The organism is Streptomyces sp. NPDC007088 (assembly GCF_042869355.1).
In the GTDB taxonomy this organism is placed as follows: domain Bacteria; phylum Actinomycetota; class Actinomycetes; order Streptomycetales; family Streptomycetaceae; genus Streptomyces.
Genome location: NZ_JBIAFO010000009.1, coordinates 43,456 through 58,033 on the forward strand (window position 1 = coordinate 43,456; position 14,578 = coordinate 58,033).

A 14,578-nucleotide genomic window follows, 5' to 3' on the forward strand; every position below is an offset into this window, starting at 1 on the left:
CACGCCGCGCGGGCCACGCCCCCCGATCGGTTGACGCGGATGGGCCGTGGGATGACGAAAGCCCCGCCACCGGGCCGCCGGCGGGCGGTCAACGGTGACGGGGACGCGGAGGGGCCGGCTACTGGAGGGCGGCCACGAGGGGGCGGGGCTCCAGCCGGAAGTCCTGGTGCGCGGGCCGGCCGTCCACGATCGAGACGCGGGCCACACTCGCGAGCCAGGCCGGCGCACTCGCGATGACGTTCACGAACTGCTCGTTCATCCCGCCCGCCGCGTACTCGCCGTGCGCGTCGGTCGTGGCCCGTACGAGTTCGTGGCCGTGGGTGCCGGTGACGGTGATGACGACGTCGCGCAGAGGCTCGCCCGACGCACCGGTGACGCGTCCGGACAGTTGCGGCAGGGGCCGCCGCGCGTCGCGCTCGTGGGGCGGGAGGGCGGCCGGTCGCGGCATCTCGATCGCGGGGTCCTCGACGGGCGGCTCGGGCGGCTCGGCCTCCTCGGCCGCGGCCTCGCGTGCCGCGGCCCGCCGCTCCTTCCACACACCGAGTCCGTGCAGGACGAACCCGGCGGCCACCCACGCGCAGATCACCAGGACGTGGCCGGTGACCCCCTTGCCGTGGAAGTAGAAGAGCCCGCGCAGCGCCTCGATGAGGTTGCCCATCGGCATGACGGGGTGCAGGGCACGGAAGAAGCCGGGCACCATCTGCACCGGGATCGCACCGCCGCTGGAGGGCATGCTGAGCAGCACGAACAGGCCCATGGCGACGCCGGGCAGGTACTGCTTGACGAAGGGCACGAGCCCCAGGGAGGTCTGCGAGACCGCCTGCGTCATGAGGAAGAGGAAGAGGATGGCCAGCGGGTCGCCGGGGATGACGTTCATCCAGCGGGCGACGCCGTAGGCGATCAGGGCGAGGACCGCGCCCGCGACGGCGAGCGTGAGGATCTTCTTGCGCCGCCCGAAGCTCGTGGCCCGCAGCAGCATCATCACCATGACGTAGGCGGGGATGGTGCAGGCCAGGACGGCGTAGAAGAGGCCGGTGCCCAGCCCGTCGCCCGAGGCGATCGGGGCGACCTCACTGGTCCGCAACGTGCCGCCACCGTGCTGGGCCACGCCGGTGAAGGTCTTCTGCAGCGCCGACTCCAGGGAGTACCCGTCGGCCTTGGCGGTGTACAGCCGCGGGTCGCCCGGTCCCGGTACGTAGCCGGCGATCGCCTGCCGGTCGGTGACCGCGGCGCGGGCCTGCGCCGCGCTGTCGACCGGGACGATGTCGTAGCCGCCCGGCAGGCTTTTGTCGAGGCTGTGCTGCAACGGCCGGGCGGCCGCGGCGGGCACGGCGACCTTGACGTGGTGCGGGGTGGGGTTGTGGAAGGGCAGCAGGTAGCACACGAGGAAACCGGCGAACATGAACGCCGGGAACCAGAGGGTCTGGACGAGGGTGAGAGCGGACTCCCGCAGCCCCTCCCCCCGCGTGGACCGCGTGGGCCTCTCCGGTGTTGCCGATGGCGCCATGAACCTTTCCCGCCTCCTCGCGGCACCCCGGGACCCCCTCCCTGCCGGAGGACGGCCCAGATGGATGCATGTGTCAATATTTAGCCAGACTAACATTAAGGCGCAGTCCCACGGAAATGCACACGTGTACGGATATGGCAAAGACGCCCCGGACCGGGCGCAGTGGTACCCCCTGGACCGCGCGCATCGGCCCCGCCGGACCGGGCGCAGTGGCTCGCCGGGCGCCGAAATCCGGTCGACACCCCCCGCGGCCGTGCGGCAGCATCCGGCCATGACGGACACCGGCACGACACCCGCGGCCCCCTGTCAGGGCCGTTCCTTCTGGCCCCTGCACGGTCTGCGCGTACGTACGCCGCGCCTCGAACTGAGGCTGCCGGACACGGCGCTGCTCGAAGAGCTGAGCGCGGTGGCCGCGGCCGGGGTGAACGCTCCGGGCACCATGCCGTTCCTCTTCCCGTGGACGGACACCGCTCCCCTGGAGCGGGGGCGGGCGACCTACCAGCACGTGCTGGAGACCATCGCCTCCTGGCGTCCGGAGCGCTGGACGCTCTCCCTCGCCGTCTCGCACGAGGGCCGGGTCATCGGCCGCCAGGACGTCATGGCGGCCGATTACGCCGTCTCCCGGGAGACGAACACCGGCTCGTGGCTGGGGCTGGCGCGTCAGGGCAGGGGCTTCGGCACCGAGATGCGGGCGGCGGTCTGCCACCTCGCCTTCGAGGGGCTCGGCGCGCTCGCCGTCACCTCGGAGGCGATGACCGACAACCCCGCCTCCCTCGGCGTCTCGCGCCGGCTCGGTTACCGGCCGGACGGGGTGTCCACGTGCGTGGTACGGGGTGAGCGCCGCACGGTGCAGCGGTTGCGGATGGAGCGCGCGGACTGGGAACACCACCGGACCGTCGAGGTGACGATCGAGGGGCTGGAGGAGTGCCGCGAACTGTTCGGCCTCGCCCCCGGCCCCTCCAGGACCGCGGACCGCCCGGACGCCTCCCCGGTCCGCGGCGGCGCCTGAGGCCGCGGCCCGGCACTCCCACGGGCACCACCCGTGTGGCGCTGACCGCCCCGACCGTCACGGCGGACCGGCTCACGGCGCGGGAGCGCGCCTCCACCACCGGGGCCGTTCCCACTTCCACCTCTCTGACCTGCGAGGAACGACGTCACCGGGGGTCCGGGCGAGGACGCGGGGCGAAGCCGCGGACTGGGCAGGAGGCCCCGGCCGCGCGGGGCCGGGGCCCGGACGGCACTCGCCTGGTGGTCGTGACGGTGTTTTGTGGTGATTCTGGGGAGTGAGGTCCTGTCCCGGGACCGTCTCCGGCGAGAGCCGGCCCCTCGCCCCGGAGCGCCCGAAGGGGAAGCGATGACCTTGATCCCCGAGAGTGCCCACCGCGCCGCGGCCCACGCCGAAGGGTCCGCGTGGCTGCTCGTCGACGTGGGCGCCGGCCCTGAGGACGGACGCGTCCTGGACGTCGGTCCGCGCGTCGCCGCCCTGCTGGAGACGGACCGCGCACACCTGCTGGGCCGCCGGCTCACCGATGTGGTGGCCGAGCACAGCAGGCAGAGCGCCCTGGCCCTGCTCACGGAGGACGTCGACCCGACGGACGAGGGCCCCGACGCCTCCCCGCCCATGCAGCCCGTGGAGTTCGCCCTGAGCAGCGGCGCGGTGATCTGCACCCTGAGCGCGCGCCGGCTCCGGGGATCGGACGGGCGGCCGCTGGTGCTGTTGTCCTTCGAGGAGAACGACGAACGGCGGCGCTGGGAGGCGCTGCGGCTGGGCATCGTGCTCAGCGGCGAGTCGCTGTGGGTGTTCGACGAGGACCACGACGTCTTCCACTGGCTGGAGGGCGAGTCCCCCTTCTCCGCGCTCGGCCCCGGCCGGAGCGTGGAGAGGGCGAAGGTGTTTCCCCGGGTACATCCGGACGACCGGGCGAGTCTGGCCCAGATGTTCGAGAGCCTGCGGACGAACAACACCGACAGCGACGAACTGCTGTTCCGGATCGCGGACGGGGCGGGCGGCTGGAGAAGGCTGCGTTCCCGGGCGAGAGCGGTGCGGTTCGGCTTCGGTGGGCGGCGTCGCGTCGTGGGCACCACGGCCGACACGACGCCCTTCCTGGAGCAGCACGAGGCGCTGCGCGCCGCGTACGCCAGCGAACGCAAACGGGGCGAGCTGGTCGAGCAGCTCTCGGCGGCGTTCATCGGCGCCTCGACCGAGGAGGAGCTGACGGAGGCGGTGCTGCACCGGGTGGCTCCCGCGTTCGGCGGGGTCGGGACGCTGCTCGCGTACGTCGAGGGGGACCATCTGCGGGTGGCCTTCGGCGACGAGATCGACCGGGCGCTGGCCCGGACGCTGGACGGACTCCCGCTGGCCGCCGAGAAACCCCTGTCGTACGCCGTCAGGACCGGGGAGGCCCAGTTCATCCCGAGCCGCGACGAGTACCGCAGGAGGTGGCCCGCGGCGCACAGCCTGCTCGACGCGACCGAGGCCCGGTCCTTCGCGATGGTCCCGCTGCGCGCGGCGGGCCGGGCGCTGGGCGCCTGGGTCATCACGTACCACGAGCGCGACGGGGCGGCGGAGCAGGACCGCACGCTCATGCGGACCCTGGGCACCCTGGCCGGTCAGGCGCTGGAGCGCATCCGCCTGCAGGAGGCCAGGATCGAGCTGGCCAGGATCGTGCAGCGCAACATGCTGCCCGAGACGCTTCCCGAGGTGCCAGGCGTCGAACTTCAGGCGCTTTACCACCCGGCACAGACCGGTCTGGACGTGGGCGGCGACTGGTACGACGTGGTGCCGCTCCAGAACGGGGGCGCGGCCTTCGTCATCGGGGACGTGCAGGGGCACGACCTGCACGCCGCCGGGCTCATGGGGCAGGTGCGCACGGCGCTGCGCGCCTACACGTGGCAGGACCCGGAGCCGGGCAAGGTGCTGGCCCGCACCAACGACCTGTTGATCCAGATGGGCGTGCGGGCCTTCACGACCTGCCTGTACGTCCTGCTGACCCCGGACGGACGGCTGCTCACCGCGCGGGCGGGGCACCCCCCGATGGTCCAGCTGTCCGCCGGGGGCGAGGTGGCGGTCAGGGACGAGGAACCCGGTCCTCCGCTGGGGATCGTGGAGGGCGCGACGTATCCGGTGTGGGAGTACGCCTTCGGGGAGAGCGGCATCCTGGCGCTGCTCACGGACGGCGTCGTGGAGGGGCCGAGGTGCACGGCCGAGGAGGGGCTGAGCCGGGTCGGCGATCTGCTGGCCGACAAGGGGCACGAGCCGCTGGATCTGCTGGCCCAGTACCTGATGTCCACGGCGGGCAACACCGGTCACCTGGACGATTCGGCGCTGCTGCTGGTGCGCAGGCCGCCCGCCCGGTGAGGCGCCCCGTGCTCAGGTGCGGACGCGGCGCCCGCTGAGGCGGTCGGGGTGGACGAGGAACCAGACGGCCCGGCCCGGGTCGGCCCACGGCTTCGAGAAGGCGGCGCGCTCCAGCCGGTCGGCCTCCTCCGCTCTGCGCACCCGGCGGGCCGCTCCGACGGCGAGGACGGACCAGCCGGCGCTGAGCGCGTCGTCGACCCGGTCGACCTCGAAGGCGACCCGCTCGCCCTCGGCGGCGGTGAGCGGGGTGTCCTCGCCGGTCCTGAAGGCGATGTCGCCGTCGAGGACGCAGTAGTTGACGGGCAGGATCAGCGGGCCGCGATCGTGCGCCAGGAGCCCGACCCGGCCGACCCCGTGCTCCGTCAGCCGGGCGCGGCACTCGTCCTCGCCGAGCGCCTCGAAGACGGGGGCGGCGGACGCCCCGCCCCGCCCTTGCGGGTACTCGACTCCGGTGCCGCGCAGATCGGCGAGGTTGACCCCGAGGGCCGCGGCGATGCGCAGCAGGACGGCGGTGCCCGGGGCGGCGTTCTCCTCCTCGATGTAGCGCAGGTAGGAGGGGTCGGCGCCGACGGCGCGGGCCAGTTCCGCGCGGCTGAGCCCCGCCTCCTCGCGGCGGTGGGCGATGCGCCTGCCGACGTCGCCCCCCGCGCCGCCGGGTGCGGTGAACTGGGAGACGGGGCTCATGGGACGGACCTCCTGGTGTCGGCGGGGCCGCTCCCCCGGCATGGCGGGAGGCGCGGGCCGGGCTCAGCGCTGGGGCAGTTCCGTGACGGTGAACAGGGCGCCGTCGGGGTCGCGCAGCATCGCCTCCCTGCCCTGCGGGCTGTCGTGCACGTCCACGAGCCGGCCGCCGTACTCGGTGGTCGTCCGCAGCGCCGCCTCCAGGTCGTCCACCGGGAAGTGCACGCGCCACATCGGGCGGACCATCGGATCGGGGGCGGCCTCGACGGCTCCGGAACTGATCCGCGCGAGCTGCTGCCCCTCCGTGCGCACGACGACCTCCTCCTGCTCGTAGTGCACCTCGGGGGCGCCGGGCCGGTCGTTGCCCCAGCCGAACACCTCCCCGTAGAAGATCGCGGCCTCGAAGGCGTCGCGGGTGCGCAGCCGCAGCCAGGCGCGCGGACTGCGGCCGGAGATGCGGCCCGGTACGCCGTCGTCCTGCCACATGCCGAAGACGGCGCCGTCGCGGTCGGCTCCCAGGGCGGCGCGGCCGTACGGCAGCCGCAGCGGGCCGACCGCGACGGTCCCGCTGCGCTCGCGCACCCGGGCGACGACCTCGTCCAGGTCGTAGACGGCGAAGAAGGGGGTCCAGGCGACGGCGACCTGGAGCGTCGAGGCGATCGCGCCGATCACGGCGGCCGGGCTTCCGTCGGGGCGCTGGGCCACGCAGAACTCCTGGCCGAGCCTGCCGTCGCGGAAGGTCCAGCCCATGACGGCGCCGTAGAAGCGCTGGGCCTCGGCGAGGTCACGGGTCATGAGGTTGACCGAGCCTCTCGTGCCCAGCCCGATGCCGTCCTGGTCCTGTGTCGCGGGCCTGTCAGCCATCACCCTGGGGCCGCCTTCCTCAGTCCTTCGGTCCCCCGCCCGGGGGCGCGCGGCGCGCGGGCGTGCGGGGCTGCGTTCATCTTCGGCCCGGCGGCCCCGGCGCGCATCCGCTGACATGCCGGGGCCGGGGCCGGGTTTCACCCCCACGCACGGTCGCCCGTAACCGTGATCGACGCACGCACGTTCACGTGGTTGACCGATGACCGCGACAGAACGGAGCGCACCATGGCCAAGCGTCGTCAGCAGAAGGGCCGCAGGCACCGGACGGTCAACCGGACCCCGCGTCCTGTGAGCCGCACGGGCAGCGCGCGGCGGGCCGTGGCGACGGCCGCCGCGCCGGCCGGTTCCCCGGCCGGAGCGTCCGCCGCCACCACGGCCCCCGCCGCCGCGCCCTCCGCCACCGCGTCCCCCGCTCCGGCCACCGCGTCCGGGGCCGCCGTGCCGGGCGGCCGGGGCGCGCCGGAGGCCGAGCTGTTCGCCCCGGCGAGCAGCGGCGGCCTGGGCCGTACCGCGGCACGCACCTGGGAGCGGCTCAGTTCCGCCGGGGCGGCGGGGCTGACGCAGGAGGAACTCGCGGAGCGGGCCGGGTACCAGCCGGCGACCGTCGCGAAGCACCTGAGCGGGCTCGCGGAGCGTGGGCTCGCCGAGCGGCGGGGGGAGCGCTGGTATCCGGTGGCAAAGGCCGCTGTGCCCGCCTGATCCACGCGCCCCGCCCCGGGGCGCCCACGGCCCGCCGGGCCGCCCGTGCCGCCGGGCCCCGTCCGCTCCCGTGGTGCCCGTCGCGCCCGTGGTGGGGCGAAACGTTCAGCCCTCGGTGGTGTTCCTCCCGGAGGGCCTGGGGGCCTGGAGGGGCTGCTGGAGTTCGGTGATCCAGCCGGCCGGGTCCTCGGGGCAGTCGAGGTACAGCTCGCGGGCGTAACCGAGGGCCTCGGCCCCCTCGACGTCGAGCCAGCGGCCGAGGAGCTGCTCCGAGACGAGGACCTCGTCCATGGAGCCCCGGTGGACGAGGGTCGCGGCACGCTCCACGGCGGGCAGGTCCACCAGGGTCCAGCCCCCGTCGGCGGAGGCCGTCGCGGGGACGGGGAAGGCGGCGTGCGCGGTGACCGCCTCCCCGTCCCCGCCGGCCGGCGTGTAGTAGGCCAGCCCGGGGCCGCTCGGGCGCACGCCCGCCTCCGCCAGCAGGGCGCACAGGCGGTCGAAGAGGGGGCGGAGCACCGGTCCGACCTCCTCGGGGCTGAAGTCGCTCACCGTGCCGCTGAGTTCCGCGACCCGTACCGCGGGCAGGGAGGTGACGACGATGTCCTCGACAGGCATGCGGCCCTCGCTCTCGATCGACCGGAGTCTCGCCTCGATCCGGGCCAGTCCCGCCCGCCCCGCCGCGACCTCCTCGGCCAACTGCGCCCGCCGCAGTCGCAGCATGCCGCGCAACTCGGCGGCGTCCACCTCTTCGCAGAGGACGCGGCCGACCTGCTGGAGGCTGAAGCCGAGGTCCTTCAGGGCGACGATGCGGTTGAGCCGCGAGAGCTGGGCGGCCCGGTAGTAGCGGTAGCCGCTGACCGGGTCGGTCCTGGCGGGGCGCAACAGTCCGAGGGCGTCGTAGTGTCGCAGCATGCGGACGGACACCCGGCCGTGCCGTGCGAAGTCTCCGATGGTCAACATGATGGGCTCCACTGCACAGGCTGACACGGTGTGAGGGTCAAGCATCGCCGGCCGGCGCGGGCCGTGCGCACCGCCCCGCACGCATGTAGTCACCGCCTACAAGAGAGTAGGGTGGGCCCATGGAGACTACGGAGCGTCCGCGTACCGCCTATCACCACGGCAATCTGCGAGCGGCCCTCCTGGAACGGGCCGAGGAGATGCTCGACGTCGTGGGTCCGCACGATCTGTCGCTGCGCGAGCTGGCCCGTTCGGTGGGGGTGAGTCACGGGGCGCCACGCCGGCACTTCCCCGACCGGCAGGCGCTGCTCGACGCGCTGTCCGAGGCGGGTTTCGCACGCCTGGGCGCGGAGCTGGACGCGGCGACGGCGGACCTGCCGCGGACGCCGCCCGGCGGGGGCGTCGTGGACGAGGAGGCGTTCGTACGGCACCTCTCGGTGTTCGCCCACGCCTGGGTGCGGTTCGCCGTGCGGCACGCCGCCCTGCTGGAACTGATGTTCGCCCCGCGCGACCGGCCCGGGGCGGCGCGGCTGCGCGCGGCGGCCGAACGGTCGATCGGTCCCTCGGCGCGCTTCCTCGCGGCGGCGCCCGAGGGGGCGCAGACGACGGTGCTGGCCGCCCTCCAGGGGCTGGCGGCGCTCATCGGCAGCGGGATGACCGGCGAGCGCCCGGCGCGGGAGCTGATCGACGACACCGTACGGATGCTGGCGCGCGGGCTGCTGCCGCGCTGAGGGCACGTCAGCGGGCAGGGCACGCGTCGCGTCCGCGTCCGCGGGGGTGTCAGCGGCCGGCGGGGAGCGCACCCTCCGTCCGTATGTCCAAACACCGGCCGTGCGTCCCGCGCCTGGGCGAGGGTCAGGAGCGGCGCGCTTGCAGGCGGTCCAGGACGGCCCGCAGGCGCGGGCGCTGTTCGTGGGTGCGGGCGGTGAGCCGGTCGAGTTCCTCGATGAGCCGGGCGGAGCGCTTCTCGACGTCGAGTTCGTCGAGCACCCGGTCCGCCTCCGCGAGCAGCGCGCCGTGCAGCTGCCACTGGCGGGGCTGTTCCCGTACGAGGTCGAGCAGGCGGTTGGCGAGGCGGTCGCGGTCGGCCCGGCTCGCGGTGAGGGCGGCTTCCAGACTGTCCTCGGCCGCGTCGGCTCCGGAGGCCGCCGAGGTGGTGATGAGGGTCGCGAAGCTCTCGACGGCCTCCGCGGTGTGGCGCAGCAGTTGCGCGTACGCCTGGGCGGCGTCGTCCGGCAGCATGGGCTCGTCGGGACGTGCCTTCGCGAGGTCGGTCAGCGAGCGGAACTGCACGCGCTGGACGACGGCGCAGATCTCCAGAGTGTCGAGTCCGGTGCGCAGGGCGACCCGGCTCAGCAGCCCCTCCTTGACCCGGGGGTTGAGCCGGGTGCTGTCCTCGGCCTGACGCAGTTCGGCGTCCACCCCCGAGATGTCGTCGTCCAGGCGGCGCGCCGCGTGCAGGCGCTTGGCCGCCTCGGCGACCGGGACGTGTCCGGTGACCTCCTCGGCCATGTCCCGGTAGAGCCGGCCCATGCCGCGGGCCATGCCGGTGATCGCGTCGCCCGCGCTCTGCACCCACACCGGTGGGGCGAGCGAGTTGAAGACGAGGCCCACCACGGCTCCGATGAGGGTCTCGAACACACGGTCCAGGGCGGTCGCGGTGACCTGGGCGACGCCGAGGACGAGCATCGCGCTGATCGCCACCTCGGGTACGAACTCGCCGACCCGGACGAGGCGGCCGATGACGAGGGCGGTGAGGATCGTGAGTCCGAGGGTCCACCAGGTGAGTCCGACCAGCGCGCTGAAGCCGGTGGCGATGAGCACTCCGGCGAGGACCGCGTTGACGCGCCGGATGCCGGTCTTGAGGGTCGCGTAGAGGGTCACCTGCACGACCAGCAGGGCGGTGAGGGGCGCGGTGAGCGGCGCCGGCTGGGGAAGCAGGAGGGTGGCGATCACGTAGGACAGGACCGCGGCGGTCGTCGAGCGGATGGTCTGCGCGACGACGGGTTCCGTGGTCCTGCGCACCAGGGCGACGACGGGGGCGGGGACTTCGGGCACGCCCCCATCTTGACCAGGCGCACCCTCGCCCGGCGCGGCGCCGCGCGGGGGCCGGAAGGTGATTTCGCGGGCGTGGCGGGACGTAGGGCCCGCTCGCGGGGAAGGAGTGGGATGGACAGCGGGCCCCTACGACGGAGGGACAGTCATGGCCGAGGACAGCGAAGCGACGCGGGACGGGGCGGGCGCCGACGGCAACAGCTCGTACGGCAGCAAGCCGTTCAAGCGCTCGCGCAGCCACTTCGCGGACCGGGTGACGGCGGACGGCCGGGACGGCTGGCCGGTGGAGGCCGGCCGCTACCGGCTCGTGGCGAGCCGGGCCTGTCCGTGGGCGAGCCGGGCGGTGATCTCACGGCGGCTGCTGGGGCTGGAGGACGCGATCTCGCTCGCGGTCACCGACCCGGTCCAGGACGACCGCAGCTGGCGCTTCACCCTCGACCCGGGCGGCCGGGACCCGGTGCTCGGCATCCGCTACCTGAGCGAGGCGTACGACGCGCGGGAGACGGGCTATCCGGGCGGGGTGAGCGTCCCGGCCCTCGTGGACGTCCCGAGCGGGAAGCTCGTGACCAACGACTACCAGCAGCTCACTCTCGACCTCGCGACCGAGTGGAGCGCGCTGCACCGGCCGGGCGCCCCCGATCTGTATCCCGAGGAGCTGCGGGGGGAGATCGACGAGGTGATGGACGGGATCTACCGGGATGTCAACAACGGTGTCTACCGGGCGGGGTTCGCGGACACGCAGGAGAGGTACGAGGAGGCGTACGGCGACGTGTTCCGGCGTCTCGAACAGGTCTCACGGCGGCTCGCCGACCGGCGCTATCTGGTCGGGGACACCATCACGGAGGCGGATGTCCGGCTGTTCACGACGCTCGTGCGCTTCGACGCGGTGTACCACGGCCACTTCAAGTGCAACCGGTTCAAGATCGCCGAGGACCGGGTGCTGTGGGGGTACGCGCGGGACCTGTTCCAGACGCCCGGCTTCGGGGACACCGTGGACTTCGACCACATCAAGCGGCACTACTACACGGTGCACACGGGAATCAACCCCACCCGGATCGTCCCCCTCGGGCCGGACCTGAGCGGCTGGCTGTCCCCGCACCACCGCGAGGAGCTGGGGGGCCGCCCGTTCGGCGACGGGACACCGCCGGGGCCGGTACCGGTGGACGAGGCGGTGCCGGAGACCGGGCGCCCCTGAGCCCCGGCCGGCCCCGTCTCATTCCTCGCGTTCGAAGTCCGCCTCACTCACCTCCACGTCGAGGTCGTGGCGCGCCGCGTCGTACAGCTCCCGCACGAAGCCGCGCGCGGTCGGCTCGTCGAGTGCGGGAGCTGTCTCGCGCAGTCGCCCGGTCCAGTGGTCCATGGCCTGATCGCTCATGGTTCCAGGGGACTACGGACGTCCGTGGCCCGCCACTGGGGCGGCGCCGCTCACCGGGGCAGGGTGGCGCCGACGCGCGGACGCAGCAGGTACCCACCCGCGACCGCGGCCAGGACGAGTACACAGGCGGAGAAGAGCAGGCCCGCGTCCTTCAGGCCGACGGCCCGAGCGAGGGCGCCGACCGCGACGACCGGTACGGAGATGCCGACGTAGGCCACCACGAAGTACGCGGAGAGCGTCGCGCCCCGGCGGTCCTCCGGGGTCTTCGCGCCGATCGCGGTGGTCCCGGCGCGGAACGCGAGGCCCTGGCCGACGCCGCCCGTCACCCCGCCCACGACCAGCAGCGGCAGCAGTTCGAAGGCGAGGCCGGCGGCGACCATGAGGAGCGCCGCGACCAGCAGGAAACAGCCCGTCGGCAGCGCGCGGCGCACCCCGAGGCGGCCGAGCGCGGACTGTCCGGCGATGGAGCCGAGGAAGACGAGGAAGACCACGAGCCCGACGACGGCGAGGTTGCGCTGGCCCAGGGTCTCGGTGAGGAAGCTGGGCGAGACGGCGGTGAACAGTCCCAGCAGGGAGAAGCCGGAGAAGGCCGCGCAGGCGGCGGGAACGAACACCCTGCGCACCTCGGCGGGCACGGCCATCCCCTCGGGGTGCGGGGCGGACCGGGGGTCGGCGCCGGGGAGGGGTTCGGGCAGCAGCTGGACGGCGAGCCCGGCGAGCAGCAGCAGCCCGAGGTGGACGAGGTAGGGCAGGCGCAGCGGCCACGGGGCGTACTGGGCGAGCAGCCCGGCGAGCAGGGGGCCGCAGCCGAGTCCGCCCATGTTGGCGGCGGTCGCGGCGAGCCCGGCGCGGGTCTTGTGCGGCGGTGCCAGATCGAGGACGTAGGCGGTGGCCGCCCCGGAGAACAGCCCCGCCGCGAAACCGGACAGGAGCCGGCCGGCGAACAGGGCGGGCAGTCCGCCCTCGAACACGAAGCACAGCGCGCTGGCCACGGACAGCACCAGGCCCCAGCGCACGGTGGCACGGCGGCCGGCCAGGTCGGAGTAGTTGCCGGCCAGCAGGAGGACGGCGATGACTCCCAGGGCGTACACGGCGAAGACGACCGTCACGATCAGCTGGGAGAAGCCGATCTCCTCGCGGTACAGGCCGTACAGCGGCGTGGGCAGGGTGGTGCCGGCCATACCGACGGCGAAGACACCCGCGACGACGAGGTAGGCGTGCGGCGGGGGTTGGGTGGTGGACGCGGTCGTCATGGCACCACGTTAGATCGCCCGCGACTTCGGGACCCGTCGGCCGTTCTAGATCGTGCCGTCCTGTGCGTCCCCCGCCGGGCGGGGCTCCCGTGGGGCGGGTCAGGGCCGGGGCGTGTACCGCGCGCGGCGCCGGGAGGCCGTGACGCGCAGCGCGACCACCACCGCGGCCAGCACCCAGGCCACCGCGCAGTAGGCCCAGGCGGTGTCGCCCCGGACCACGCCCACGGCCGTCCAGACGCCCCACAGGACGACGACGGTGCACAGGGCCGTCCAGGCGATGTCCATCCACCTGGCCCGCAGCTCCGCGCGCTGGCGGGTGCCGGGTTCCAGGGCGCCGAGCCCCTCCTCGGGCGTCGTGCCGTACCGCTCGCGCGCGGGGTTCTGCGTCATGACCACTCCTCGGTGGGTGTCCCGGGCCGGGATCGGCGGGTGCGTCAGTTTCGGGTGCCCGTGCCGCCGCCGGTCAAGCCCGGCGGCGGCGCGGAGGCTCAGGTGGTGAGTTCCGGGTCGACGGCCGCCCCGGGCACGGGCGGCGCCTCGGTGATGTCGAGGAAGACCTGATCGGCCTCGGGCCAGCGCTCGGCGATCGCGTCCTTGACCCGTTCCATCACCAGCTCGATCTGCTCGCTGTCCCGGCCGGGTGCGAGGTCGATCCGCGCGGCCACCAGCGTCGAGTCGAGCCCCAGGCGCATCGTCAGGAGCGTCGCGACCCGGTCGATCTCCGGCTGGCGGGCCAGGAACTCGGCGATGTCGTCGCGCAGTTCCGGGTCGACCGCCTCGCCGATGAGCTGTTCGCGGGCGTCCTTGCCGAGGCGGTAGGCGACGGCGACCAGGAGCAGGCCGATCCCGATGGAGGCGGCCGCCTCGTAGGCGACCTGACCGGTCGCCATGTGCAGGGCCATCCCGATCATCGCGAGGGTCACGCCGAGCACCGCCGTACCGTCCTCGGCGATGACGGTGCGCAGCGCGGGGTCGGAGCCCGCCCCGCCCTCCTGACCGCGTACCTGCCACAGGGCGCGGGCCAGGGAACTGCCCTCGGCGAGGAAGGCGACCGCGAGGACGACGAGGCCGATGATGTAGCCGCTGGTGGACTCGGCGGCCCCCGAGCGGAGCGCCTCGACGCCCTGGAAGACGGAGAAGCAGCCTCCGGTGACGAAGATCCCGACGGCGGCGAGCAGCGACCAGAAGTAGCGCTCCTTGCCGTAGCCGAAGGGGTGGCGGGGGTCGGCGGGTTTGCGGCTGCGGCGCAGCGCGGCCAGCAGGAAGACCTCGTTCACGCTGTCGGCGACGGAGTGCGCCGCCTCGGACAGCAGGGCCGGGGAGCCCGCGAAGAGACCGCCCACGATCTTGGCCACGGCGATGACCAGATTGGCGGCCAGGGCCACCCAGACGGTCAGTTTGGTGTGCTGGTCCTTGGACTTCTCCTCCGGGGCGCCCCCGGCGGCCTCGTCGCGGCTGTGCTCGCTCTCGTCGCTCATCGGGCCTCGCAGTCGGTGCAGGGGACACTCACGAGGACCGGATACCCCTGCCGGCACCGTCCAGACCCGGCCTCCGCCCGGACGGGGAGACCGGGCCTCGCGGGCGCGCCCGGTGGCGTCCGGCTGGTGCGCGCCTCACACGCGGAGAGCGCCCGCATCGCCCGTACGGGTCCCCTCCCCCACTCCCACGGCACAGTCACACGGCATACGTGAGCACGGGCGGGGAAGGTGGGCCTGCCGGGAGAAGACAGCAGGCCGGTGCCGTGCGGTACGGCTCAGAGGCCGGAGCTACAGCGGAGGGCAGGACTTTTCATGCCGGGACCGAATCGACCGCCGCGCGTCCCCCGGCGC

At 74.0% G+C, this 14,578-nt stretch carries 14 protein-coding genes; 5 read left to right on the forward strand and 9 right to left on the reverse strand.

The features are described from left to right. Positions 1-118: 118 nt before the first annotated feature. Complete coding sequence (locus tag ACFYMP_RS16130) at positions 119-1,507, reverse strand: carboxypeptidase regulatory-like domain-containing protein (protein ID WP_388856874.1); 1,389 nt, start codon at positions 1,505-1,507, stop codon at positions 119-121. Between the two features lie 271 nt (positions 1,508-1,778). On the opposite strand from ACFYMP_RS16130, the gene ACFYMP_RS16135 reads away from it, so the two are divergent. Beyond that, positions 1,779-2,516 (forward strand): GNAT family N-acetyltransferase, encoded by a 738-nt coding sequence (locus ACFYMP_RS16135; RefSeq protein ID WP_388856877.1) that lies wholly within the window; start codon positions 1,779-1,781, stop codon positions 2,514-2,516. A 345-nt stretch (positions 2,517-2,861) separates the two neighbouring features. Continuing rightward, positions 2,862-4,865: a SpoIIE family protein phosphatase gene (locus ACFYMP_RS16140; RefSeq protein ID WP_388856880.1), complete on the forward strand. Its 2,004-nt coding sequence runs from the start codon at positions 2,862-2,864 to the stop codon at positions 4,863-4,865. 12 nt (positions 4,866-4,877) lie between these two features. Here the strand turns inward: ACFYMP_RS16140 and ACFYMP_RS16145 are convergent, their stop codons facing one another. Further along, a complete protein-coding gene (locus ACFYMP_RS16145; protein ID WP_388856883.1) occupies positions 4,878-5,549 on the reverse strand; it encodes a helix-turn-helix domain-containing protein in 672 nt (223 codons plus the stop codon). 63 nt (positions 5,550-5,612) lie between these two features. Then, positions 5,613-6,413 (reverse strand): VOC family protein, encoded by an 801-nt coding sequence (locus ACFYMP_RS16150; protein WP_388856886.1) that lies wholly within the window; start codon positions 6,411-6,413, stop codon positions 5,613-5,615. A gap of 222 nt (positions 6,414-6,635) precedes the next feature. Here ACFYMP_RS16150 and ACFYMP_RS16155 point away from each other — a divergent pair, with 222 nt between their 5' ends. Continuing rightward, the gene (locus tag ACFYMP_RS16155; protein WP_388856889.1) at positions 6,636-7,109 is read left to right on the forward strand and encodes a helix-turn-helix domain-containing protein; all 474 of its coding nucleotides are present in this window, start codon (positions 6,636-6,638) and stop codon (positions 7,107-7,109) included. Positions 7,110-7,214: 105 nt separating this feature from the next. Here the strand turns inward: ACFYMP_RS16155 and ACFYMP_RS16160 are convergent, their stop codons facing one another. Beyond that, positions 7,215-8,069, reverse strand: coding sequence for a MerR family transcriptional regulator (locus ACFYMP_RS16160; protein ID WP_388856892.1), 855 nt, complete (start codon positions 8,067-8,069; stop codon positions 7,215-7,217). Between the two features lie 119 nt (positions 8,070-8,188). On the opposite strand from ACFYMP_RS16160, the gene ACFYMP_RS16165 reads away from it, so the two are divergent. After that, entirely contained in the window at positions 8,189-8,797 is a 609-nt protein-coding gene (locus ACFYMP_RS16165) for a TetR/AcrR family transcriptional regulator (protein WP_388856895.1), read from the forward strand. A 124-nt stretch (positions 8,798-8,921) separates the two neighbouring features. On the opposite strand, the gene ACFYMP_RS16170 is transcribed toward ACFYMP_RS16165, so the two are convergent. After that, positions 8,922-10,124, reverse strand: a complete 1,203-nt coding sequence (locus ACFYMP_RS16170) for an aromatic acid exporter family protein (protein WP_388856898.1) — start codon at positions 10,122-10,124, stop codon at positions 8,922-8,924. Between the two features lie 145 nt (positions 10,125-10,269). Here ACFYMP_RS16170 and ACFYMP_RS16175 point away from each other — a divergent pair, with 145 nt between their 5' ends. Continuing rightward, a complete protein-coding gene (locus tag ACFYMP_RS16175) occupies positions 10,270-11,316 on the forward strand; it encodes a glutathione S-transferase family protein (RefSeq protein ID WP_388856901.1) in 1,047 nt (348 codons plus the stop codon). An 18-nt stretch (positions 11,317-11,334) separates the two neighbouring features. Here the strand turns inward: ACFYMP_RS16175 and ACFYMP_RS16180 are convergent, their stop codons facing one another. From ACFYMP_RS16180 to ACFYMP_RS16195, 4 genes are all read right to left on the reverse strand, one after another. Continuing rightward, the gene (locus ACFYMP_RS16180) at positions 11,335-11,496 is read right to left on the reverse strand and encodes a hypothetical protein (protein ID WP_388856904.1); all 162 of its coding nucleotides are present in this window, start codon (positions 11,494-11,496) and stop codon (positions 11,335-11,337) included. A gap of 50 nt (positions 11,497-11,546) precedes the next feature. Beyond that, the gene (locus ACFYMP_RS16185) at positions 11,547-12,749 is read right to left on the reverse strand and encodes an MFS transporter (RefSeq protein WP_388856907.1); all 1,203 of its coding nucleotides are present in this window, start codon (positions 12,747-12,749) and stop codon (positions 11,547-11,549) included. A gap of 99 nt (positions 12,750-12,848) precedes the next feature. Further along, complete coding sequence (locus tag ACFYMP_RS16190) at positions 12,849-13,139, reverse strand: hypothetical protein (protein WP_388856910.1); 291 nt, start codon at positions 13,137-13,139, stop codon at positions 12,849-12,851. Between the two features lie 98 nt (positions 13,140-13,237). Beyond that, positions 13,238-14,227 (reverse strand): cation diffusion facilitator family transporter, encoded by a 990-nt coding sequence (locus ACFYMP_RS16195; RefSeq protein WP_388856913.1) that lies wholly within the window; start codon positions 14,225-14,227, stop codon positions 13,238-13,240. Between the last annotated feature and the right edge of the window lie 351 nt (positions 14,228-14,578).